Annotated in this window: 24 protein-coding genes; 1 reads left to right on the top strand and 23 read right to left on the bottom strand. The window is 41.7% G+C overall.

The genetic code is table 11. The annotated features are described in order from the left end of the window. Positions 1-10 precede the first annotated feature (10 nt). From radC to BUQ87_RS03520, 20 genes are all read right to left on the bottom strand, one after another. Complete coding sequence (gene radC, locus BUQ87_RS03615; protein ID WP_038267869.1) at positions 11-706, bottom strand: RadC family protein; 696 nt, start codon at positions 704-706, stop codon at positions 11-13. Positions 707-862: 156 nt separating this feature from the next. Then, positions 863-1,447, bottom strand: a complete 585-nt coding sequence (locus BUQ87_RS03610) for a Maf family protein (protein ID WP_038267866.1) — start codon at positions 1,445-1,447, stop codon at positions 863-865. 159 nt (positions 1,448-1,606) lie between these two features. Then, positions 1,607-2,485, bottom strand: coding sequence for an RnfABCDGE type electron transport complex subunit B (locus tag BUQ87_RS03605; protein ID WP_077216644.1), 879 nt, complete (start codon positions 2,483-2,485; stop codon positions 1,607-1,609). Positions 2,486-2,497: 12 nt separating this feature from the next. Continuing rightward, the gene (rsxA, locus tag BUQ87_RS03600; protein WP_038267863.1) at positions 2,498-3,070 is read right to left on the bottom strand and encodes an electron transport complex subunit RsxA; all 573 of its coding nucleotides are present in this window, start codon (positions 3,068-3,070) and stop codon (positions 2,498-2,500) included. Positions 3,071-3,093: 23 nt separating this feature from the next. Beyond that, positions 3,094-3,684: an electron transport complex subunit RsxE gene (gene rsxE, locus BUQ87_RS03595; protein ID WP_143182392.1), complete on the bottom strand. Its 591-nt coding sequence runs from the start codon at positions 3,682-3,684 to the stop codon at positions 3,094-3,096. 15 nt (positions 3,685-3,699) lie between these two features. After that, positions 3,700-4,254, bottom strand: coding sequence for an RnfABCDGE type electron transport complex subunit G (locus BUQ87_RS03590; protein WP_038267858.1), 555 nt, complete (start codon positions 4,252-4,254; stop codon positions 3,700-3,702). Next, a complete protein-coding gene (locus tag BUQ87_RS03585; protein WP_038267856.1) occupies positions 4,254-5,201 on the bottom strand; it encodes an RnfABCDGE type electron transport complex subunit D in 948 nt (315 codons plus the stop codon). The genes BUQ87_RS03590 and BUQ87_RS03585 overlap by 1 nt, the downstream gene beginning before the upstream one ends. A gap of 15 nt (positions 5,202-5,216) precedes the next feature. Further along, complete coding sequence (rsxC, locus tag BUQ87_RS03580) at positions 5,217-6,545, bottom strand: electron transport complex subunit RsxC (protein ID WP_038267854.1); 1,329 nt, start codon at positions 6,543-6,545, stop codon at positions 5,217-5,219. Between the two features lie 568 nt (positions 6,546-7,113). Then, positions 7,114-8,508, bottom strand: a complete 1,395-nt coding sequence (locus BUQ87_RS03575; RefSeq protein ID WP_038267849.1) for an FAD-binding oxidoreductase — start codon at positions 8,506-8,508, stop codon at positions 7,114-7,116. A gap of 33 nt (positions 8,509-8,541) precedes the next feature. Beyond that, complete coding sequence (locus BUQ87_RS03570; RefSeq protein WP_038267847.1) at positions 8,542-9,738, bottom strand: FAD-binding protein; 1,197 nt, start codon at positions 9,736-9,738, stop codon at positions 8,542-8,544. Between the two features lie 12 nt (positions 9,739-9,750). Then, on the bottom strand, positions 9,751-10,539 hold the full coding sequence (locus tag BUQ87_RS03565; protein WP_038267844.1) for an electron transfer flavoprotein subunit beta/FixA family protein: 789 nt from the start codon (positions 10,537-10,539) through the stop codon (positions 9,751-9,753). A gap of 74 nt (positions 10,540-10,613) precedes the next feature. Continuing rightward, positions 10,614-12,137 carry an L-lactate permease gene (locus BUQ87_RS03560; RefSeq protein ID WP_038267841.1) on the bottom strand — a complete coding sequence of 508 codons (1,524 nt, stop codon included), beginning with the start codon at positions 12,135-12,137 and terminating at the stop codon, positions 10,614-10,616. A gap of 263 nt (positions 12,138-12,400) precedes the next feature. Then, positions 12,401-13,108: a FadR/GntR family transcriptional regulator gene (locus tag BUQ87_RS03555; RefSeq protein WP_038267839.1), complete on the bottom strand. Its 708-nt coding sequence runs from the start codon at positions 13,106-13,108 to the stop codon at positions 12,401-12,403. An 81-nt stretch (positions 13,109-13,189) separates the two neighbouring features. After that, a complete protein-coding gene (locus tag BUQ87_RS03550) occupies positions 13,190-13,639 on the bottom strand; it encodes a hypothetical protein (protein ID WP_038267837.1) in 450 nt (149 codons plus the stop codon). 1 nt (position 13,640) lies between these two features. Then, positions 13,641-14,129 (bottom strand): pantetheine-phosphate adenylyltransferase, encoded by a 489-nt coding sequence (coaD, locus tag BUQ87_RS03545; protein WP_038267836.1) that lies wholly within the window; start codon positions 14,127-14,129, stop codon positions 13,641-13,643. Between the two features lies 1 nt (position 14,130). Beyond that, positions 14,131-14,679, bottom strand: coding sequence for a 16S rRNA (guanine(966)-N(2))-methyltransferase RsmD (gene rsmD, locus BUQ87_RS03540; RefSeq protein ID WP_038267833.1), 549 nt, complete (start codon positions 14,677-14,679; stop codon positions 14,131-14,133). Positions 14,680-14,721: 42 nt separating this feature from the next. Then, positions 14,722-16,770 (bottom strand): ATP-dependent DNA helicase RecG, encoded by a 2,049-nt coding sequence (gene recG / locus BUQ87_RS03535; RefSeq protein WP_038267831.1) that lies wholly within the window; start codon positions 16,768-16,770, stop codon positions 14,722-14,724. A gap of 157 nt (positions 16,771-16,927) precedes the next feature. Beyond that, on the bottom strand, positions 16,928-17,857 hold the full coding sequence (locus tag BUQ87_RS03530) for a nucleoside hydrolase (RefSeq protein ID WP_038267829.1): 930 nt from the start codon (positions 17,855-17,857) through the stop codon (positions 16,928-16,930). Positions 17,858-17,890: 33 nt separating this feature from the next. Continuing rightward, on the bottom strand, positions 17,891-19,516 hold the full coding sequence (locus tag BUQ87_RS03525; protein ID WP_330391222.1) for a DAK2 domain-containing protein: 1,626 nt from the start codon (positions 19,514-19,516) through the stop codon (positions 17,891-17,893). Between the two features lie 13 nt (positions 19,517-19,529). After that, positions 19,530-19,886 (bottom strand): Asp23/Gls24 family envelope stress response protein, encoded by a 357-nt coding sequence (locus BUQ87_RS03520; protein WP_038267827.1) that lies wholly within the window; start codon positions 19,884-19,886, stop codon positions 19,530-19,532. Between the two features lie 158 nt (positions 19,887-20,044). Here BUQ87_RS03520 and rpmB point away from each other — a divergent pair, with 158 nt between their 5' ends. Beyond that, positions 20,045-20,236: a 50S ribosomal protein L28 gene (rpmB, locus tag BUQ87_RS03515; protein WP_074210028.1), complete on the top strand. Its 192-nt coding sequence runs from the start codon at positions 20,045-20,047 to the stop codon at positions 20,234-20,236. A 246-nt stretch (positions 20,237-20,482) separates the two neighbouring features. Here the strand turns inward: rpmB and BUQ87_RS03510 are convergent, their stop codons facing one another. The 3 genes from BUQ87_RS03510 to rsgA are packed head-to-tail and all read right to left on the bottom strand — an operon-like array spanning position 20,483 to position 22,680. After that, positions 20,483-21,127 (bottom strand): thiamine diphosphokinase, encoded by a 645-nt coding sequence (locus tag BUQ87_RS03510; protein ID WP_052636399.1) that lies wholly within the window; start codon positions 21,125-21,127, stop codon positions 20,483-20,485. A gap of 6 nt (positions 21,128-21,133) precedes the next feature. After that, positions 21,134-21,793 carry a ribulose-phosphate 3-epimerase gene (gene rpe, locus BUQ87_RS03505; RefSeq protein ID WP_038267824.1) on the bottom strand — a complete coding sequence of 220 codons (660 nt, stop codon included), beginning with the start codon at positions 21,791-21,793 and terminating at the stop codon, positions 21,134-21,136. Then, on the bottom strand, positions 21,790-22,680 hold the full coding sequence (rsgA, locus tag BUQ87_RS03500; RefSeq protein ID WP_038267822.1) for a ribosome small subunit-dependent GTPase A: 891 nt from the start codon (positions 22,678-22,680) through the stop codon (positions 21,790-21,792). Before rsgA ends, rpe begins: the two co-directional genes overlap by 4 nt. Positions 22,681-22,695 lie beyond the last annotated feature (15 nt).

Here is a 22,695-nt window from a genome sequence, read left to right as displayed (position 1 = left end):
GATCTCCTTTCTAGATGAGCGAATGCTCTTTAAAACTAAAATATACTCCATCCCCAAGTATTATGTGATCAAGTATTTTTATCCCTATTATATCGGCGCATTCCAAAAGTCTTCTGGTTATATTCTTGTCCTCGCTGCTCGGCGAAGGGTTTCCAGAAGGATGGTTGTGAACCAGCACTATACTGTTTGCGCTTCTTTTTATGGGCTCTATAAACACTTCCCTCGGATGTACTATTGACGAGTTAAGCGTTCCCGTGGAAACATCTATATCGCACATAACTTCATTTTTAGTGTTCAGCAGTACGGTCTTAAACACCTCTTTTTTTAAGTATCTCATATCTTCCATGTATATGTTTGATATATCGCTTGGATGAGTTATTTGCGGATTGTGCCCCTTGGAAAGTCTCGATATCCTTTTCCCAAGCTCCAAGGCCGCTATTATCTGGCAGGCCTTTGCATTTCCTATGCCCTTTATGCTGCTAAGCTCTTCAACCGTTATATTTTGAAGTCTTCTTATGCCTTCAATGTCCGCATTTATTACTCTATTTGCAAGATCTATCGCCGATAGGTTCTTGCTACCCGTTCTTATGAGTATTGCAAGTAGTTCTGAGTTTGAAAGGTATTTTACGCCTTTGGCCATAAGCTTTTCTCTTGGACGTTCATATTCTGACATTTCATTTATAAGTATGCTCTCAGATCCGCTCATAGTTTTTCCCTCCTTGAATTATATAACATATCAGTTAAAAAAAATAGCCCGAGAGTTCAAAATTAATACTTCCTTAATGTCCAAAGCTCTTATGCCCATCACACTCAAATTCCATCTCAATTCATGTCTACATTTTGCCGCTGCATTCCTGTACAATCAGTTCCACTTTATAAGGTTTTCGTCCAGCTCTTTCATCACATCATAAAGCCTTGCAAGAGGAAGACCTACCACATTATTATAGTCCCCTTCTATCTTTTCAACAAACACGGCTCCAATCCCCTGTATTCCATAGGCTCCCGCCTTGTCCATTGGCTCTGAAGTTTTTATATATTCATATATGTCTTGTTCTGTCATATTTTTCATATACACCTTTGTCTCTTCGTAAAAATTGATTACACTTTCACTGCTTACAACCGCAACGCCGGTATAGACATAGTTAATATTCCCACTCAAACTGCTCAATATTTTAAAAGCGTCTTTTTCATCTGCAGGCTTTCCTATAACCCTGCCCTCATGCACAACTATGGTATCAGCACCTATGACTATAGCATCCTGATTTCCCTCTAAATCATATACATTTTCTGCCTTCATGAGTGCAAGCTTTTTCACAATCTCTGTAGGGTCCATATCTCCATCTATATTTTCGTCAATGTCACTTACAATTATATCAAACTTAACCCCTATTTGCTCAAGCAGTTCTTTTCTTCTCGGGGAAGCTGACGACAATATTATTTTTTTCATGGTTACCTCCTCTTCAGATAAAGCATATTCCAGTGCAGATATAATTTTCTCATTAGAATTTTCCCATACCTGCCCAACGATTTAGTTTATCACTCAAAAACAAAAAAAGCAACAGCAGGCACAATGCATGCTGTTGCTTTTTAATCGTATTTCCACGCTTTAAGCTTTTGCAGCTTCTTCTTTTGCTTTTTCCTTATCTCTTTCTTCTTTTGCCTTCATTGCCTTTTTAATCTTCTCAGCTTTTTCAACATTTCCAGATATGGCACCCGTAGGACATTTTACAACGCATTTATAGCACTGCTTACATTTTTCATAGTCTATCTTGGCAAGCTTGTTTTCTATTGTTATTGCATCAAACGGGCAAACCTTCGCGCATATTCCGCATCCTATGCATCCCACCGAGCATTTATCCTTGACAGCCTTGCCGAATTCCTTGCTGTTGCAGTCCACAACAACTTCCTGCTTATAAGGAACCCAGTCTATTACGGCTTTAGGACACGCCTCGATACATTTGCCGCAAGCCACGCATTTGTCCTTGTCTATATGCGCTATACCGTCTTTCATATATATGGCTCCAAATGCACATACCTTTTCGCATGTTCCAAGTCCAAGGCATCCGTACTGGCATGATTTCGCTCCGCTGTTCGCAAGAACCGCAGCCTTGCAGTCACTTATACCCTGATACTGTGCCTTGTCTTTAGCTGATTCACAAGTTCCCTTGCATATGACCCTTGCAACCTTTTTCTCTCCGGCATCGGCAGATACTCCCATTATGCCCGCTATGGCCTCTGCTGCTGCTGCCCCTCCTACTGGACATGCATTGACAGGAGCCTCACCCTTTGCTATGGCCTGTGCAAGCGCACCGCATCCTGGAAGTCCGCAGCCTCCGCAGTTAGCTCCAGGCAATGCATCATTTATAGCCTCAGCCTTTGGATCGACTTCCACTGCAAACTTCTGCGATGCATATGCAAGTCCCGCTCCAAATAAAAGTCCCATTGCCCCAAGGCTCAAAACCGAGTTTACTATTACATTATCCAATCATCGCACCTCCTATACAAGTCCTGCAAATCCAAGAAAGGCTATAGACATAAGTCCCGCAGTTATGAGCGCTATAGGGAATCCCTTGAATATTTCCGGAACATCTGATATTTCGAGTCTCTCTCTTATTCCTGCAAACAGTACTATTGCAAGCGTAAATCCTATGGCCGCACCTAGTCCGTTGAATATAGTCTGAACAAGGTTGTATTCGCTTTGCACGTTAAGTATCGAAACCCCTAGCACGGCACAGTTTGTAGTTATAAGCGGAAGGAAGACACCAAGCGCTTGGTAAAGCGTAGGGCTCACCTTTTGTATAACCATTTCAACAAACTGCACAAGCGAAGCTATTACAAGTATGAACGCTATTGTCTGCAGGAATTCTATATGCATCTTCACAAGAAGAATCTGTACAAAATAAGTAATTATAGAAGCAAGTGTCATTACGAATGTAACCGCCATCCCCATACCAAGAGAAGTTTCAACCTTCTTGGAAACTCCAAGGAACGGACATATTCCAAGAAACTTTGACATTACAAAGTTGTTTACTAGTATGGAACTCAGCAGTATTATAAATATAGTCTTCATCTTTCAACCTCCCTACTCTCTTTTTATTTTGCCGCTGTAAGCTTCTTGAAGCCGGCAAGTAAAAGGCCAAGCGCCAAAAACGCCCCTGGCGGAAGTATCATTATAAGTGCCGGGTTGTATGTACTTCCAAGCAGGCTCATTCCAAATACGCTTCCGTTTCCAAACAGTTCTCTTACAGAGCCAAGGATTGTAAGTGAAAGCGCAAATCCAAGCCCCATTCCAAGTCCATCTACAATTGATGAAACGGGATTATTCTTGGATGCAAAACTTTCAGCTCTTGCAAGTATAAGACAGTTTACCACTATAAGAGGTATGAACAGTCCCAGTGCCGCATCGAGCGCTGGCATATACGCCTTTAGAAGCATTCCAACAAGAGTAACAAATGTCGCTATTACAACTATGAAAGCAGGTATTCTTATCTTTGAAGGTATGAACTTTCTAACTAGCGATATCACGAAGTTTGAACAAATAAGCACCGCTGTAGTCGCAAGACCCATACCCAGTCCGTTTTCTGCAGATGTTGTAACCGCAAGCGTCGGACACATTCCAAGCACCTGCGCAAATATAGGGTTTTCATTTATAACACCATTTTTAAATATCTTAGCAAGTTTCATCATTTCACCTCCAAGCTACTGTAGTACTTCATTAAATACTCTTATTGCCTCATTTACGCCTTCAGTTACAGCATTTGACGTTATTGTGGCTCCTGAAATTGCAACTATCTGGTTGTCCTGTGGCGATCCTGCCTTTATGACCTCAATTTCCTTTTCCACAGCCTTTCCAGTGTACTGGTCCTTGAATTCGCCGCTTGCCTTTGCTCCAAGTCCCGGAGTCTCCGCATGGCTTCCTATGTTGACTCCCGTTATCTTTCCGTCCGCGCTTATCCCAACTGTAACCTCTATGGCTCCTCCATATCCGCTGGTTGGAACAGTTTTTATGGTATATCCCACAGTCTCGCCATCTATTCCCTTATAGACCTCTTTCACTACGGGACCAAAATCCTCTCCAGAAACTTCCTCAAATTCTTTTGCAGCCGGAAGTATTTCCGCTCTGGCCTTATTGCTGGCCTGCTCTGCCTGAGCCTGTATTATAGGCTTTGTGATCTCATTTGTAAATCCTAGCACTACTGCCGATATTGAAGCTATCACAAGCAGCATTATCCCAAGTTTGGTGATTTCTTTCATTATTTAGCCACCTCCCCAAATACTCTAGGAGCTGTATATCTGTCTATAAGCGGAGCCGCCACGTTCATAAGCAGTATCGAATAAGAACATCCTTCAGGATATCCTCCCCACACCCTTATTACAGTAAGCAGTATTCCCGCTCCAACGGCATACACTATCTGTCCCTTATGTGTGACAGGCGATGAGGCGTAGTCTGTAGCCATATATATAGCACCTATCATAAGTCCCCCTGAAAACAGGTGGAAAAGCATGTAGTTGATGTCAAATCCGCCTATTAAAAGCGTTAGCACTGCAACAGTACCTATATAGTACGCAGGGATCACATACGTTATTACTCCCCTGTAAAAAAGGTATATTCCCCCTATGATCAGAAGAATCGCCGAAGTCTCTCCTACGCAGCCTCCTATGTTTCCAATCATTAGATTCTTAAGGCTTACCCCGCTAAGAGCCGCATCCTTGCCCTGTTCCATAAGAACTCCAAGAGGTGTCGCAGTTGATACAACATCAGCTCCCGGAGCCTTCCAAGCTGTCATTTCAACCGGCCATGAAGCAAGTAGCATTGCACGGGCTGCAAGTGCCGGGTTCATAAAGTTATGTCCTATTCCTCCAAAAAGCTGCTTTACTATTATTATTGCGAAAAACGAACCTACAAGAGGCAGCCACCATGGTGCATAAGGCGGAATGTTAAAAGCCAGAAGAAGGCCCGTAACCACTGCCGACCAGTCGTTTACAGTTATCTTTTTCCCCATCATTTTCTGTATGAGTGCTTCAGCAGCCACCGCTCCTATAACTGCGGACAGTATTACCGTTATAGCTCCCATTCTAAAAAAGTATATTGAGCCTATCGTCGCCGGAAGAAGGGCTATAACGACATCTCTCATTATTGTCGATATGTTTTCTCCATTTCTCAAATGTGGAGAAGATGAAACTATCAGATTTTGACTCATTGTCCTACCTCCCTGCTACTTGTTTTGCTTTCTTCTGTTTGAAATTATCTCTTTTTTTGCAACTCTTATAGACTGAAGAAGAGGACGCTTTGACGGACATATGAAAGAACATGATCCGCACTCAATGCAGTCAAGAGCCCTGTATTCCTCTGCCTTTTCAAAATCATATTTAAGCGAATATGCACTTATATATATCGGCTGTAAAAATGCCGGGCATACTTCCACACATTTACCGCATCTTATGCAGTTTTCAGGCTGCGGAAGACTCGCCTCCTGCTTGCTAAGGCACAGTATTCCTGATGTACCCTTTATTACAGGCTGCTCTAGCGTGCTTTGCGCAAGACCCATCATAGGCCCTCCAGATATAATCTTTCCAGGCTCCTCTTTGAATCCGCCGCACTGCTCGACTATTTCGCTGTAAAGCGTTCCTATCTTTATGATAAGGTTTTGAGGATTTGCAATAGTGCTTCCGGTTACAGTCGTTATCCTCTCTATAAGAGGCATTCCTGTCTTTATTGAAACTGCAATCTGAGCTGCTGTTCCAACGTTGTTTACCACAGCCCCAACATCCATTGGCAGCCCGCCCGATGGAACTTCTCTTTTTGTGCATGCATAGATAAGCTGTTTTTCAGCCCCTTGCGGATATTTTGTCTTCAGAGGGACAATTTCTATGCCTGCCTCTTCACTTGCAGCCTTTTGCATCACTTCTATCGCATCCGGCTTGTTGTCTTCTATTCCTATGTAACCAAGCTTAACGCCAAGCGCCTTCATAAGAGCTTTAAGCCCGTAAATCACTTCGCCAGGCTGTTCAAGCATAAGCCTATGGTCCGCAGTAAGATAAGGTTCACATTCTGCCCCGTTTAGTATTACAACATCTATAGTCTTTTCCTTTGGTGGAGAAAGCTTTACATGTGTTGGAAAAGTAGCTCCTCCCATCCCGACTATTCCCGACTCCTTTATTATCTCCACTATCTCCTCAGGTTTAAGGCTTTCAAGACTTCCCCTCGGCTCAACGCTTTCATGTTTTTCGTCTTTAAAATCGTTTTCCACCACTACACACATGGTCTTGGCACCCATAGGCGATGGCATTTCCTTAATGCCCTTTACAGTTCCCGATACAGATGAATGCACCGGTGCAGAAACAAATCCCTGCGCTTCGCCCAATTTTTGCCCTACCTTGACATAATCTCCTACCTTGACCAGGCAAGCACAAGGAGCTCCTATGTGCTGCTGAAGAGGTATGTATACAAAACCGGGCTCATTGGCCCTTTTTGTAGAATTGTGTTCTGTATACTTCTTTTCGTGTGGAGGATGAATACCGCCTCTAAAAGTTGAAAGATTCATCAAAATACCTCCTACTTTCTAAATTTCTCTGAATTTCTGTTAAAAATTTTGTAAAAAGCTACTACATTTTTGCACCCCATCAATAATTGCCATTTATAGTATATCACAAAGACTCAGCTTATTGCGATAAATTAATTTATTAACGTTCCCATCATATTTACTTTACTTTCTTGATTTTAAGCCGTTTTTATAATATTAAATTCAATAAAAGTTCAATTTTCATATCGTACAGCCATATACGCAAGTTGCCCCTTTTAAAATTCCACTCCACTGCATTTTCATTATCTGTAAAAATGTCCATTTAAAAACATTTTCAACATTATACAATTTTACTTTTCATTCATATCCAGAGCCATATTTTGAATATTTTTTCACAATCACATGCATGAATTTCAATATATTCCCAGTTCGTTTTCATTGGACAATTTAGCTTTTTATATTTATTTTTAAAACCCTGCTCCACAGATCCCATACCTTTACGGGCTCTGTGGAGTAGGGAATTTTCAGAAAAATCTCACTTTTGAAACTGCCCTTCAATATTATTATTCGATAAATAAATATTCATCACCTAGCATACTTTGCCTGGATTCAATATGTTATCCGGGTCAAACGCGGCTTTTATGTTTTTTAGAAGCTGAATGCCCGTATCTCCAAGGGAATCCTTAAGGAAAGATCTTTTTGCAAAACCTATCCCGTGCTCTCCAGATACCTTGCCCCCCAGCTCTCTTGATTTTTGGTACATCTTTTCAAACACCCCGCCAAGCTTGGTCTCCCAATCTTCTTGGTCCAGATCGTCCCTGAGTATATATATGTGAAGATTCCCATCTCCTGCATGGCCAAAACTCTTTATCCTTATTCCAAATTCGCCTTGAAGCTCATCTGAAAACTTCACAAATTCCGCAATCCTGTTTCTTGGAACTACGACGTCACACTCATCCATTTCAGTGGTTGACGCCTTTATGGCCTCCAAGAACGCTCCCCTGGCAGACCATATTGACTCCTGCCTTTCCTGGGTATTTGATATAAGCACATCAAGAGCTCCAGATTCGAGACATATGTTTGCCACTTTTTCATATGAATCCTCTATTTCCTGGGTGCTGTTGCCGTCAAATGTCAGCAGCAGATATGCATCCGAGGTACTGTCTGGAAATTTTTTCCCCAGAAACTCTTCCGAAGCAAGTATTACATCTCTTACCATGTATTCTATTGCAGTAGGTATTGCCTTTGACTTTATTATCCTTGGAACTGTCTCTATTGCCATTTCAAGATTCGGAAAAGGTATTAGAAGACTTATGGCCTTTTGGGGTAGCGGAAGAAGCTTAAGCGTAGCCTTTGTTATTATTCCAAGAGTTCCTTCAGCCCCTACAAACATGTCCTTGAGACTGTATCCCGAACTGTTTTTAACTACTTTTCCTCCCACAGTGATTATCTCTCCATTGGGAAGCACAACCTCAAGCCCTCTTACATAGTCTCTTGTCACTCCATATTTGACAGCTCTCATTCCGCCTGCATTAGTGCTTATATTGCCTCCTATCGTGGCACTCTTTTCACCTGGATCCGGCGGATAAAAAAGGTCGTGTTCTTCCACATACTTCGATATCTCCATAAGAAGCACCCCCGGTTCCACAGTCAGAGTGAGGTTTTCCTCATCTATTTCAAGTATTTTGTTCATCTTGCTCATATTTATCATTATTCCGCCATTTATGGCAACAGCGCCACCTACAAGTCCTGTCCCAGAGCCTCTGGGCGTAATAGGGATTTTATTTTCAAACGCATACTTCATAATCTTTGAAACCGTGTCTGCATTATCTACCTCAACCAGAACTTCTGGAGATTTTTTAATTCCAGCCAGCTCGTCCCTCCAAAAATCTTCATTTATCTCTTCCCCAACAAAAACCTTGTCAGGTCCGCAAATTCCCCTCAAATATTCTATATCTTGAGAATCGACAATTTTGTAAGCCATAATTCCAAACACCTCCGCAATTAATATTAAGCCTTACCCTATAAGCCCTTTTCCACTTTTTATATTTTCTATAAGTCTTGGGACGACCTCGTATACATCACCTATTATTCCATAGTGAGCTACGTTAAATATCGGTGCATTTTTGTCCTTGTCTATCGATATTATACACTCCGAATTGTTCATGCCTGCCACAAACTGTATGGCGCCTGAAACACCGCATGTTATTATGAGCTTTGGCTTTACAGTCCTTCCGCTAAGACCTATTTGCTTTTTGGCATCCTCCCATCCGGACTCTATAAGTGGTCTTGTTACTGCTACCTTAGCCCCCAAAAGGTCTGCAAGTTCGTTTATCAGCGAAAGATCTTCCTCTTTCTTTATTGCCCTTCCCGCTACAACTATGGCCTCAGCTTCTTCAATTCCCTTTTCCATGATTTTTTTTCTAACCTCGATTACATCTATATCTGAATGGAGCTTTTTAGTAGCCATATCACATACAGTGATTTTCCCGCTTGGATTTTCCCCTCTTTGAGGCGCCGAGAATATTTTGTATCTTACCGTTGCAAATTGAGGCCTATGGTTTGGCGTATATATATGGGCCATTATATTTCCACCAAATGCCGGCCTTATCTGGTCAAGGTCGGTGTTCTCCTGCACGTCCAAAATTGTACAATCTGCTGTAAGCCCCGTCCTAAAACGTGCCGCTACCCTCGGTGCAAGTGACCTTCCTATTGTAGTTCCTCCAACAAGCGCTATAGAAGGCCTGTTTTTGTCTATAAAGTCTTCAAATGCAGCCGCATACGGTTCTATCCTGAAGTTTTCCAGTTCACTATAGTCGTATACAAACACCTCATCTACACCGTAATGCAGCAGTTCTTTTGCAGCTTTCCTTATATTGTGACCCATGAAAAGGCAGTAAACCGGATGATCTATCTTTTTTGCCATCTCCTTAGCCTTTCCTATAAGTTCCATTGTAACCGGATGTATCTGCCCTTCAACATGGTCTACATAAACAACTATCCCTCTCCACTTGCTCTTGTCTATGGCCTCTATTTTATCTTCTACAAATTCAAATGCTCCTTCAGGTCCATTTTTAATACAAAGCCTGCACATTTTACAGGCTGAGTTTATTTCGACTTTCCCATCAATTAACTCTATCGCCCCAAAAGGACAAAGAGATGTAACTTTTGAAGTATCTGAAATCCTGTTTTGATTCACTGTGATTTTCGCCATTTTCCACTCCCCCTATATGAATTTTAATTCTTTTAGTTTTCCAAAGAGTTTTTGAGATACTTCCTCAGGATCCCCTTCCCACATTTCATGACTGTCATTTGCCTTTGGTGGGAATATCCTTTTAACTTGCGTAGGCGAGCCTGTAAGTCCGTATCTGCTCTCATCCTTGTCATAGTAGTCTTCAAGCGAGTAGAATTTAACCTCTCTGTCCTTCGTGGCCATCTTGAGCTTAAATGATGGAAGCCTCGGCTGGAATATTCCCTTTTCAACAGTTATAAGACACGGGTATTTGATATTTGCCAGTTCAACTGTGTTCTGCATATCCATTTCCACCACTATGGAGTCCTCTTTAAGTTCCACTATTTTGAGTACATTTGCAATATGGGGAATTCCCAAAAACTCCGCCATTTCAGGACCAACCTGTGCCGTATCGCCATCCGTAGTCATCTTCCCACATATTATAAGGTCCGGACTGCCTATTTTTTTAATTCCCTGTGAAATTGTGTATGCCGTAGCAAGCACATCCGCCCCTGCAAACTTCCTGTCTGTAAGAAGAGCCCCTTCGTCAACACCCATCATATATGCTTCCCTTATGACATCAGCCGCCTGCGGAGGCCCCATGCTTATGGCACTGACCTTTGCCCCAACGCTTTCTTTTATATTCATTGCAGTTTCAATAGCATAAAGGTCATATGGATTCATCTTTGAATCCGCCCCATCCCTTTTTAAAACCCCAGTCTTTTCATCCACTTCTACATTTGAATTGCCGGGCACCTGTTTTATACAAACAACTATTTCCATGTCTAATCCTCCTTTTTCATTTCGGTATTATGGTCATACCAGTTAATCTAAAAATTTTTATATCAATATATTGATTATATTGCTGCAAGCCATCCTCCAAAGTATACAAGTATTCCAAGCGCCAGTACATACACCATACAAAATTTTAAGGTCTGGTTGAATATCTTACCTTCAAGCCCCACAAGACCTGTTGCAGATGTTGCCACCGCTATGCTTTGAGGCGATATCATCTTTCCGGCTGTAGCTCCAGATGTGTTTGCAGCTGCCAGCCAGTAGGGACTTGCCCCTATGTTGCCCGCCACCTGTTTTTGAAGCTCTCCAAACAGTATATTAGACGAAGTATCGCTTCCAGTGACAAAAGTTCCAAGCATTCCTATCAGGGGTGCTATAAGCGGATAGTATTTCCCCGTGATCTGGACCATTACTACTGCTATGGATGTAATCATACCACTATATCCCATAATCTTTGCCATGGCGACTATTGAAACTACTGTAATAGTCGACTTTGTAAGCTGTTTTGCGGTTTTCACCAGAACATCGAGTATTTCAGAGAATTTTGCGCCCTGAATGATTCCACCGATGAAGGTTGCAATCAGTATGAGTGTTCCAGGGGTTGCCAGCCATTTAAAGCTTGTGGCCTTTGCGCCTTCTCCCTGATATATTGTAAAGCTGCTCTTTACCGCTCCCGCCAAATGATTAACATTTGGGAGAAGAGGGCTTGTTCCTATTATAAATACAAATATGAGTATATATGGCAGCCATGCCATATATCCTTGTTTAAAGCTGATTACAGACTCTTCTGATGATGTTTTGTCTTTATGAAACAGCTTTGCCATGCCTATTGTAACCGCCATGCTGCATATGCTTCCAAGAAGTGCCGGAAGTTCCGCTCCAATGTATCTTGCTGCAAGCACTTGAGGCAATGCAAACGAAAGACCTGAAGCAAGAGTTATGCCAAGCACCCCCTTGAGTCCCGAAAAACCTTTTGATGTCATCGCCACAAGTATAAACGGGATTATAACTATGAAAAGAGCCAATTGAATCCCTATTTCACTGCTGAGTATCATAACGTTAAGATCTGTAACCTTTGCCAGTGTTGTAACCGGTATCCCCACAGCTCCAAATGCCGTAGGAACCGTATTAGCTATAAGGCATATGACTGCCGCAAAAAGCGGGTCAAACCCCAGTGAAGCCAAAATGCTTGCAGGTATTGCAACTGCAGTTCCATATCCAGCAACTGATTCAAGGAATCCACCAAACCCCCATGCAAGTATTAACACCTGAATTCTTCTGTCTGTCGATATTCCTGAAAGCATCTTTTTTATTACGTCCATACTTTTCGTGTGCAGTGCCAAGTTATAAGTGAATATGGCCGCTATTATGACTATCATTATTGGCCAAAGCCCTATAAGCGCACCTTCCACTGCTGCGCTAGTTGCTGCGCCAAACGGCATTTTCCAAACCAACACTGCAAGTCCAAATGTCACCGCCAAAGCAATGCTGCACGCCTTGTGCGCAGGCAATTTAAGTACCCCAAGTGATGTCATGAGCCAAAGTATTGGCAGTAAAGCTATAAAAAACATTAAATAGGAATTCATAACAAACCTCCTTTTTTATTGGTATTACCACCCAGCCACCATACCTATATTATATCTTATTTTCAGATTATTCAAACATTTGTTTTTTTTTAAACAAAACGGGGTATGCACTCAAATCTCTGCATACCCCGTTTTGTATTGTTTTTTTAAAAGACATTTTCAAAAAAATATTATCCCTGCTCGTATTTAAGTCTTACTTCGCATAATTTTTAACAACTACGATTCCAGCATTCACTATACACATGCATTTTATATTCCGTATATCAACTATCTATCATATCCGGATAAATGTTGTTTATATAGTCTAGATGTTCCTTCATGGCCTTCATTGATTTTTCAACATTTCTTTCCATTATTGCACTGCATATCATCTTATGCTGCTTAACAAGAATCATTCTAGTTTCATCTTTTTCCTGTATCTTCTGCCTTGCGTCCTTTATGAAGGACTCCATAAGAGATGATATGGTCTCAAGCAAGTTTACAATAAGCTTATTCCCAGTTATACTTGCAATCTTGTAGTGTATCTCCTTGTCAAGTCTTGCGCTTTCCACCTCGTTATTTTTTGCCTTTTCAAATTCATCAATAAGCTTTCCAAGTTCATCCGACTGCTTGTCTGTTATCCTTGCAGCGGCAAGTCCTGCGGCTTCAACCTCTATTATCTTTCTAAGGTCCAGCACATCAAGGGAACTTCCTTCATCGAGTCTAAACACTATCGAAAGCTGTTCAAAAAATCCGCTCTTTATTGAACCGTTTATAAAATTTCCCTCTCCCTGTCTACTTTCGATAACACCGAGTATTTCTAGGGCTCTTAATGCCTCTCTTATTGACGTTCTGCTTACTCCAAGTGTTTCGGCAAGCTCTCTTTCCGAAGGAAGCTTATCTCCCCTTTTAAGTTGTCCATTCATTATCATGTTTTGTATCTGTTCTATAACCTGTTCGTATAGCTTCTTGTTTTTTATGGGAGTGAACATATCATACCTCTTTCAAACAGCCTTTAATAATACGTTGCTTAGAGCAATCCATAGGCAATTTCATTTATTTATGTATACTTTCTACCTACTCATCCTGCTGAGTTCTTCTCTGTTTTCAGCAATAGTTTCCAGCATCTCTTCAAAATCCTGCTGAACCCTGTTTAGCATTTCATCCGCATATTCCCCTGCACCTATTTTCATTTCATTTGAAATCTTTTGTGCTTCTAAAATCATATCATCAGCTTGTTTTTGCGCCTCTTTTATTATCTCGCTCGCCTCGATTTTTTCCTGTATGTAAATCTTGGCCTCTTCCACTATGGCATCGGCTTCCTTTTGCCCTTCCGCAAGAATCCTTTGCCTTTCAGTGTTGATCCACTCTGCCTGCTTGATCTCATCAGGAAGCTGAATCCTGACTTCCTTTATTATTTCAAGTGCTTCCTTTTTGTCTAAAAGCACCTTGTTTCCAAAAGGAATCGAAGAACTCTCGTCTATAAGGTCCTCCAACTCCTCCAAAAGCCTAAACACCTCCATGCTATTCATCCCCTTTTAGTTTCTTGTTTAATTCTCTTAGAACTATTGACGGAACAAATTCACTTATATCTCCATTTAAGCCCGCAACTTCTTTTACAAGTGTGGAGCTTAAAAATGAATACTTTGTGCTTGTTGTCAAAAATATGGTCTCTGTTTCACTGTTGAGCTGTCTGTTCATCTGAGCCATTTGGAGTTCATATTCAAAATCCGAAATCGCCCTAAGACCTCTTACTATTGCATTTACCCTCTTTTTCTTGCAGTAATCTATAAGAAGCCCCGAAAATGCATCTATTTCCACATTTTCCATTTCAGCTGTTATTTCTCTTAGCATTTCCACCCTTTCTTCAAACGTGAACATGCATTTTTTTTGAGAATTGTTTAAAACCGCCACTATGAGCTTGTCAAAAAGCTTCGAGCCTCTCTTTATTATATCCAAATGTCCTTTTGTTATCGGATCGAAGCTTCCCGGGTAGACTGCTATTTTTGCCATTTTAATCCTCCATTTCGTAAAAAGAAATTGTTGTTCCTCCATAAGTTCTCTCGTCCGACTTGACTAGGCCCTTTACACTTTGAGGGGTTTTATCGCTCGAGTCATGCTCAACCACCACTATTCCACCTGCATCTAAAACACTATTTTCAACGATTGATGAAAGCACAGGTTCTATAAACCCTTTGCAGTATGGAGGGTCCATGAATATCATGTCAAATTTTCCACCCGACAGCCTGGAAAGTGCAGATTCTACTTTAGACGATATCACCTCAGCCCTGTCACCCAGCCTTGCTTTTTTGAGGTTTTCATTTATAATTTCTATGCTTTCCCTGCTCGAATCTACAAATGTGCAGCTGTCAGCTCCTCTCGAAAGAGCTTCTATTCCAAGTGCGCCGCTCCCGGCGAAAACGTCCAAAACGCGGCTTTCTCTTACTCTAAAACTTATTATATTAAACATCGACTCCTTCACCCTGTCCGTAGTCGGCCTTGTACTTAGCCCCTTTGGCGATTGGAGTTTCAACCCTCTTGCCGTTCCTGAAATTACTCTCATTGCTACTTCACCTTCCTATATTTTAACATATTTATAATGTATTCAACAAATGTCTGTGTTCCCATTTTTAACAATAATGTTTTTAAGCAGACTGTTTCCATCCGACTCAAGCCTTATGCCTTCTTCAATCAATTTGTCCACTTGTTTCTTCGCCTTTTCAAGTATGTCTGGATGCCTTGAAATATCGGCAATCCTGAAATTAAGCATTCCATGCTGCCTGTGGCCCGCAAACTCGCCAGGTCCTCTGATTTCAAGGTCCTTTTGGGCTATTTCAAACCCATTGCAGCTTTGCTTTATGACGTTCAGCCTCTTTATGCTTTCACCTGAACAGCTTTCACACACGAGGACGCAGTATGACTGTATGCTCCCTCTGCCGACTCTTCCCCGCAGCTGATGGAGCTGTGAAAGCCCGAATCTTTCTGCATTTTCAATTATTATTATGCTTGCATTTGGCGCATCGACTCCCACTTCAACTACAGTCGTGCATACAAGTACATCTATCTTCGCACTTTTAAAATCTCTTATTGTATCTTCCTTTTCTTCAGAGCTGAGCCTTCCATGCAAAAGCCCCACCTTTACGCTGCCTTTCCAAAGTCTTTTGAGCTTCTCATAGGTTTCCACGGCAGAATTAAGGCTTAATGAGTCCGACTCCTCTACAAGAGGACATACTATGTAGGCCTGGACTCCGCTTTTCACCTTTTCCATTAGTGAATCATACAACTGTTTTCTCTTTTCCCCTGTAATTATGCTCGTAATCACTTTTTTCCTTCCGCTTGGAAGTTCGTCCACAACGGTCATATCCATATCTGCATACATCGTTATGGCAAGGGACCTCGGAATCGGGGTGGCCGACATGTACAGCGCATGTGGGCTATTTCCCTTTTTCGATAGCATATTCCTTTGGCTCACGCCGAATCTATGCTGCTCGTCTGTAATGACAAGGGCTACATTCTCACATTCAAGCCCTTCCTGTATGAGGGCGTGCGTGCCCACTAAAATGTCTATATCTCCTGATTTCATACGGCTGTAAATGTCTTCCCTAGTATCTTTTTTTGTGTTTCCTGTAAGAAGCGCCGTTTTAACACCAAATTTCTCCAAAGTCGCACTGATTGAATTATAGTGCTGCTGAGCCACCACTTCCGTAGGAACCATCATAAGGCTTTGGTATCCGCCAAATGCACAATTGGCCATGCATATTGCGGCTATTATCGTCTTGCCGCACCCCACGTCGCCTTGGAGGAGCCTGTTCATTGGCATCCCCAAGGCCATTTCTCCCATTATCTCATCTATGGCCTTTACCTGGGCTTTTGTGAGCTTGAACGGAAGCGAGTCTATAAGCTCGTAAATCTTTTCTTCTTTTTTTACGACACATGATTTTTTTGCCAAATTGTTTCTTTCGTTAAGTCTGAGCCTGCACTGCATTATGAAAAACTCCTCAAACACCATTCTGTACATGGACTGCCTAAGGCTTTTTTTATCCCTTGGGAAATGTATATTTTCAAGTGCAGTGTTCAAAGGGCAAAGGCCCTCCTCCTTTAATATGCTGGCTGGAATATGGTCCTTTTCTAGTTCCGAGCTTACCATTTCAAAAGCCCTTTTGACAGAGGCGTATATGTCCGTATTGCTTATCTTCCCACTAAGTGGATATACTGGAACTACAGCTCCTATTTTTTGATTCCCACCGGCTTCTGATGCCCTGTACATTTCATATCCGTCAATTTGAGTATATACTCCCTTTTTGCTGAGTTTTCCATATACGAGAACTTCCTGGCCTTTTGAAAAAGTCTTCACCATGTGATTTTTGTTGAAAAACACGGCATATATGCTCTCTTGCCCGTCATATATTAAAACCTTGCTCATTCTGAGCCCGTGTTTGACCTTTTTGTTTTCAATCTTTTTTATGACGGCCCTTATGTACGCCTTTTCCCCTTCTGCCATAGAGGATATGTTTTTTATTTTGCTCCTGTCCTCATATGCTCTAGGAAAATAATATAAAAGATCTTTTATTGAAAATATCCCCATCTGATTGAAATACTTTGCCTTTTTAGGTCCTATTCCCTTTATTGTCAGTATAGGGTCATAAATACTCATATAACCACCCTCTAATATTGTATACTCATAAATTATAGCATACTGACCATCGATATATGAAATACAAATTACTCTCATTATTTTTTAAACAAAAAGAGCAAAGAGAATGTTCAAATATTCCCTTTGCTCTTTATAGACTGGCCTATTGTTTTCAAACTTACAAAAGGCGGCTTATTGAAGAATACATCATCTTCATAAGAGCTTCCTTGTCTATGTTCATTGCTATTTTAGCGTTTATTCCATTTCCTCTTTTGTCTCCGATGTCGACAACAGTCTGCCCCGTGGTATGTTCTCCTTTAGTCTCGACATCTATATGGCAGTCCTTGCACTCGAATATTTCTGGATTCATAACATAGGCAACAGCGCATGCGTCATGCATAACCGCACCGTTTAAGTCGGTATGCTGCGAATAGAATTTATAGTAGTTTTGAAGTATCTGGAATGCGGCATTTCCCGATGCATTTCCTATAGTCCCAAATATATCCATTTCCTCTTTGTATATTACAGCCTTGTGAGTAACGTCAAGCCCGCTCATTACTATAGGAACTCCGGATTTGAAAACTATGTCGGCCGCTTCAGGATCGACATATATGTTAAATTCCGCACACGCAGTGACATTTCCTCCGTTACATGCTCCGCCCATAAGCGATATGAGCTCTATTTTTTCTTTTAGATGAGGGTATATCGACAGTAACAGCGCTATGTTTGTAAGCGGCCCCGTGGGTATTAATATGATCTTTTCATCGCTTTTTTCTATTATGTCTGCCATTATGTCCACCGCACAGCTTTTGATCTCGCCTATATCCTCATCCGGAAGGTCAACTCCGTCCATTCCCGTTTCACCGTGAACTGACGAAGCAGTCACAAGGCCTCTGGAAAGAGGCTTTAAAGCTCCCGGCGCAACTATGGTCTTTGCGCCCATGAGCTTTATTAGCCTTTTTGCGTTTGTATACACCATCTCCTGAGTCTGATTCCCTGCGCAAGTCGTAACGGCTTCAACCTGAAGCTCATCGCTTCCAAATGCAAGCATAAGAGCTAAGGCATCATCATAACCCGGATCACAGTCTATAATAACCTTTTTTTTCATATTGTCATCCTCCTTTATTGTAAGGTCTGCCTTTTATTCAGCCGAGATTATATAGTAGTATACAGGCTGGCCTCCATAGTATATCTCAAATTCAACGTCTTCATATTCTTTTTCAAGATCCTCTATGAGTTTGTTTGCATCTTCTTCAGACACATCCTCACCGTAGAATACGCTCACTATTTCAGTATCCTCGTCAATCATGCTCTTTGCCGTTTCTACAGCCCCGGCCTTGACTTCATCAGCGCATATATCTATTTCGCCCTGGACTATCCCTATGATGTCGCCCTTTTTGATGTCCTTGCCATTTAGCGAAGTATCCCTCACAGAAAATGTGACTTGTCCTACCTTCACATGTTCTATGGCCTCAGACATGTTCTTTTCATTTTCAAGAGCATACTCGTCAGGGTTAAATGCAACCATGGCGGCAAAAGCCTGCGGCATATTCTTTGTAGGTATGACTATGACATTTTCGTCAGACATCTCTTTTGCCTGGTTTGCAGCCATTATTATATTCTTATTGTTCGGGAACACTATTACGTTTTCAGCGCTGGCTCCATTTATGGCCTGCAGAAAATCGCTTGTACTCGGATTCATGGTCTGGCCCCCTTCTATTATGGAGTCCACTCCAAGGTCTCCAAGTATAGAAGCCATTCCCTCTCCTGAAGCTACCGCCACTACCGAATACTTCTTCTTTTCTGTCTCAGCAGGCTTGCCTGATTCTTTTTCAACTATGTTGTTTTCATGTTGTACCCTCATGTTTTCTATTTTGATCTTCACAAGTTCTCCATGCTCAAGAGCCATCTGCAGCACTGTTCCAGGCTCGTTTGTGTGTATATGCATCTTTATGAGATCATCGTCAGACGCCGCCACCATGCTGTCACCCATATCTGCCATAAGCATTCGCATTTCATCGCATACTATGCTCTTTGATTTCAATATGAATTCAGTGCAGTATGCATACTTTATGTCAACAGCGCCGGTTTTTTCCAGCTGCAGCTCTTCCGCCGGCTCTAACGGCCTACCTCCACTTCTTTGGACAGGGCTTCCAACAAGCGCATTGTACATTCCCTCGTATATTAGTACAAGTCCCTTGCCTCCCGAATCCACAACATTTGCCTCTCTAAGCGCATCAAGAAGGTTTGGAGTGTTTTCAAGCGACTCATTTGCCCTTCCCACAAACTTATTGAAGAAATCCTCTATTGATATTTCCTCTTTCACAAGTTCCAGCGCGTATTCTCCGGCTTCCCTGGCCACTGTTAGTATTGTGCCTTCTATAGGCTTTATTACAGCCTTGTAAGCCATATGTGCAGCCTTGCTCATTGCCTGTGCGAAGTCATACACGTCAAGCGTCTTTTTCTCCTCAATCGCAGATGCAAATCCCCTTAGAAGCTGTGACAGTATTACTCCTGAATTGCCCCTTGCTCCCATTAGAGATCCTTTTGAAACCGTCTTGCCTACATTTGATATGCTCTCTTCTTTCAATCCATGGAGTTTTTCCACCGCCGAATTCATTGTAAGCGACATATTGGTTCCAGTATCACCATCGGGTACTGGAAATACGTTGAGCCTGTCCACAACATCTTTATGGTTTTCAAGGTTGTTAGCACCGGATATAAACATTTTTATAAGCATTTTAGCTTCTACAAATTCGTGTTTCAACTTTTGAGACCTCCTACTTACTCACTCTTATTCCTTGGACCTTTATGTCTATCTTAGAGACCTTGAGTCCTGTATTTTTTTCAACTGAATATTTCACTCTATCCATTATATTGTGCGCCACCTCTGATATTTTCGTTCCGTACTCTATTATAACAAACAACTCCATCTCAAGCCTTTCGTCGTCGACATTCACGTTTATTCCCTTTGCCATGTTCTCTGACTTCAAAAGCTCTACTATTCCGTTTTTCATGGATTTTGATGCGAAGCCAACAATCCCGTAGCATTCAACTGCCGCTTTCCCTGCTATCTTTGCTATTACATCGTTTTCTATGTATATCTTCCCATATTGGTTTTCTATTTTTCCGTACATGCATATTCCTCCCATAATAAACTTCTTTACAATATTATTCTATAGTATGCCTGCCATTTCTTCAATACAATTTATTTTATATTGCAAAAGCCCTCTAATTGTGATAATATAGTAATGTTTTTAGTGCAATTTATGAAACTCAAAGGAGGTGTTTTTACGTGGCAAAGGTATGCGAAATGTGCGGTAAGGGAAGAACTTCTGGTAATCAGGTCAGTCACTCAAATCGTCATTCTAAAAGAACTTGGCTACCTAACCTTAGAAGCGTAAAGGCTTTGGTTAATGGTTCTCCAAAGAAAGTAAAGGTATGTACAAGATGTCTACGTTCTGGAAAAGTAGACAGAGCTATCTAATTTGGAGATAATTGGATATTGAAAATTTTTTCAATATATAATTAGCAAAAAAAGAGTCGTGAGGCTCTTTTTTTTATGCACTTTTATATATCTTTACTTTATCCCATTTAGCATGACGGCTGCATATCGCTGGCAGCATGAAAATTCAGTTTCATATGTATACCCATAAAAAATAACGACTGCTGAGCAGTCGTTATTTTTTATGGCAAGTATTGTATTGATGTAGTTTTTAAATTATATAATTATTTAATCCCTTGCCTTTATTACAAATATGCATCCGTCTTTCACTTCTATTCTGCAGCTTTCTCCAACCATTACATTTGAAAGGCCTATGGTCTTTCCAAATTCTATCGTATAGTCCGTAAGAGGGTATTCAAGGCCCGTCAGGGTGACTCCTATGGCGTCCCCGTTTACAGGTATTACAGATACCAAATCGCCTTTTCTTCCCTCAATCACAAGTTTTCCATCGGTGATACGGACTTCGTTTTTCTCGTTTACAAGCCTTCCCTGCATGCCTCTTTTAAGCATGTAGTATAAAAGGTTGATATTGCCCAAAGAGTGGTCTATCCGGCTTCCTACGGCCGCATAAAGCACTACTTCGTCTGCACCTATATCCTTTGCGTAGTCTATTGAAAGCTCCGTGTCCGTAAAGTCTTTTTTGGAAGGGAATCTTTTGAACTCAACTCCCTTTTCCAGGAAAAAACTCTTTGCATCTTCTTCTATGGAGTCCATATCCCCTATAATGACATCTGGTACTTTTTTCATCTTATAAAGGACATTGGATGCGCCATCGGCGCTTATCACATAGTCGCACCCGTCCAGCTCTTTTTTGTAAAACTCAATATCATCTATTGCCCCGTTTACTAGTATTCCAACTAACACCTCGTTCACCTTTTTCTACAGCATGCTGTTTTTTCTGAATTCTTCAACAGTCGCCTTTATGTCTTCGCTTCCAAATATGGCAGATCCCGCAACTACCACGTTTGCACCCGCCTTGACAACCTGGTGGACATTAGAAGGCTTTATTCCTCCGTCAACCTGTATGTCCAGCTCAATGCCAAGCTCGTCTGCCATTTTTCTCACCTGCGATATTTTAGGAAGCACGCCCTCTATGAAGCTCTGTCCTCCAAATCCAGGGTTGACACTCATTATAAGCACCATGTCAATGTCTTCTATGATGTGCTTTATGGTCTCCACAGGCGTCGCAGGGTTAAGTGCAACCCCTGCCTTTACTCCGCATGACTTTATGTTTTGTATCGTCCTGTGAAGGTGTATGCAGGCCTCCTGGTGCACAACTATTATGTCCGCGCCCGCATCGGCGAAATCCTTTACGTAATTGTCAGGGTTTTCAATCATAAGGTGGACGTCAAATACCATGTCCACTCCGCCCTTTTTTAGAGCCTTCGCAACAAGCGGTCCTATTGTTATATTGGGAACAAAATGACCGTCCATGACATCTATGTGCAGGAATTCACATCCTGCCTCTTCAACCTTTCTTACATCGTCTAAAAGTGTTGCAAAATTTGCCGAAAGTATCGACGGTGCCAGTTTTATCATCTTCTACTCCTCCTGTTGTTATTCCTTATTTCATTTAAAAGCTGTATATAGCTGTCGTATCTTTCCTTGAACAGTTTCCCGTCATCCACCGCATTTTTGACTGCACAGCTTGGCTCGTTTTCATGTATGCAGTCGCTGTGGAACCTGCACTCGTCCGTGTAGTCCTCAAACTCGACAAAATATTCCTTGAGTTCCTTCTCGTCTATGTGGTTCAGGCTGAGAGAGCTGAATCCCGGAGTGTCTGCAATCATAGTGCCGTCCCCAAAGTCCATAAGCTCCGCATGTCTTGTGGTGTGTTTTCCCCTTCCAAGCTTTTCGCTTATTTCGCCGGTCTTTAGCTCCAGTCTCTGGTCTATGGTATTAAGCAGGCTTGACTTCCCAACCCCTGAAGGGCCTGCAAGAACTACAACGTTTCCACTCATCTGATCCCTGAGTTCCTCTATACCTATCCTTTTTTTGGTGCTCGTAAGCACAACCTTGTATCCGCACGACTCATATATGCTCTTTATTTTCATGTAGTCCTTTTCTTCATCTGCATCTATTTTGTTTATGCATATTACTATGTCGAGAAACTCCCTCTCTGCAAGCACTATGAATCTGTCTATGAGAGAAAGGTTCGGATCCGGGCTTTTGGCAGCAAATACTATTACAGCCATGTCCACATTTGCTATACTTGGCCTTATAAGCTCGTTTTTCCTATCTCGTATGGCTTCTATAACGCCTTTTTTTTCTTTTTCGTCAACAACCTCAATCTCAACCATGTCTCCCACAAGAGGAGTTATCTTATCCTTTCTGAATATCCCCCTTGCCTTGCACTCATAAAGGCCGCCGCTTGTTTCAACGTAATAAAAACCTCCTATTCCCTTTGTTATCCTTCCTTCTATCATTTAACCTCTCCTCGC

This window comes from Peptoclostridium litorale DSM 5388 (assembly GCF_900141635.1).
Classification (GTDB): Bacteria; Bacillota; Clostridia; order Peptostreptococcales; family Peptostreptococcaceae; genus Peptoclostridium; species Peptoclostridium litorale.
The sequence above is the reverse complement of the archived record's forward strand: the minus strand, read 5'-3'. Positions and strand labels throughout refer to the sequence as shown.

Excerpts from the sequence above, each read along its gene's own strand:
- radC (WP_038267869.1), bottom strand. The coding sequence starts at position 706 with ATGAGCGGATCTGAGAGCATACTTATAAATGAAATGTCAGAATATGAA.
- BUQ87_RS03610 (WP_038267866.1), bottom strand. The coding sequence starts at position 1,447 with ATGAAAAAAATAATATTGTCGTCAGCTTCCCCGAGAAGAAAAGAACTG.
- rsxA (WP_038267863.1), bottom strand. The coding sequence starts at position 3,070 with ATGAAGACTATATTTATAATACTGCTGAGTTCCATACTAGTAAACAAC.
- rsxE (WP_143182392.1), bottom strand. The coding sequence starts at position 3,684 with ATGAAACTTGCTAAGATATTTAAAAATGGTGTTATAAATGAAAACCCT.
- BUQ87_RS03590 (WP_038267858.1), bottom strand. The coding sequence starts at position 4,254 with ATGAAAGAAATCACCAAACTTGGGATAATGCTGCTTGTGATAGCTTCA.
- BUQ87_RS03585 (WP_038267856.1), bottom strand. The coding sequence starts at position 5,201 with ATGAGTCAAAATCTGATAGTTTCATCTTCTCCACATTTGAGAAATGGA.
- rsxC (WP_038267854.1), bottom strand. The coding sequence starts at position 6,545 with ATGAATCTTTCAACTTTTAGAGGCGGTATTCATCCTCCACACGAAAAG.
- BUQ87_RS03575 (WP_038267849.1), bottom strand. The coding sequence starts at position 8,508 with ATGGCTTACAAAATTGTCGATTCTCAAGATATAGAATATTTGAGGGGA.
- BUQ87_RS03570 (WP_038267847.1), bottom strand. The coding sequence starts at position 9,738 with ATGGCGAAAATCACAGTGAATCAAAACAGGATTTCAGATACTTCAAAA.
- BUQ87_RS03565 (WP_038267844.1), bottom strand. The coding sequence starts at position 10,539 with ATGGAAATAGTTGTTTGTATAAAACAGGTGCCCGGCAATTCAAATGTA.
- BUQ87_RS03560 (WP_038267841.1), bottom strand. The coding sequence starts at position 12,137 with ATGAATTCCTATTTAATGTTTTTTATAGCTTTACTGCCAATACTTTGG.
- BUQ87_RS03555 (WP_038267839.1), bottom strand. The coding sequence starts at position 13,108 with ATGTTCACTCCCATAAAAAACAAGAAGCTATACGAACAGGTTATAGAA.
- BUQ87_RS03550 (WP_038267837.1), bottom strand. The coding sequence starts at position 13,639 with ATGGAGGTGTTTAGGCTTTTGGAGGAGTTGGAGGACCTTATAGACGAG.
- coaD (WP_038267836.1), bottom strand. The coding sequence starts at position 14,129 with ATGGCAAAAATAGCAGTCTACCCGGGAAGCTTCGATCCGATAACAAAA.
- rsmD (WP_038267833.1), bottom strand. The coding sequence starts at position 14,679 with ATGAGAGTAATTTCAGGAACGGCAAGAGGGTTGAAACTCCAATCGCCA.
- recG (WP_038267831.1), bottom strand. The coding sequence starts at position 16,770 with ATGAGTATTTATGACCCTATACTGACAATAAAGGGAATAGGACCTAAA.
- BUQ87_RS03530 (WP_038267829.1), bottom strand. The coding sequence starts at position 17,857 with ATGAAAAAAAAGGTTATTATAGACTGTGATCCGGGTTATGATGATGCC.
- BUQ87_RS03520 (WP_038267827.1), bottom strand. The coding sequence starts at position 19,886 with ATGTACGGAAAAATAGAAAACCAATATGGGAAGATATACATAGAAAAC.
- rpe (WP_038267824.1), bottom strand. The coding sequence starts at position 21,793 with ATGATAAAACTGGCACCGTCGATACTTTCGGCAAATTTTGCAACACTT.
- rsgA (WP_038267822.1), bottom strand. The coding sequence starts at position 22,680 with ATGATAGAAGGAAGGATAACAAAGGGAATAGGAGGTTTTTATTACGTT.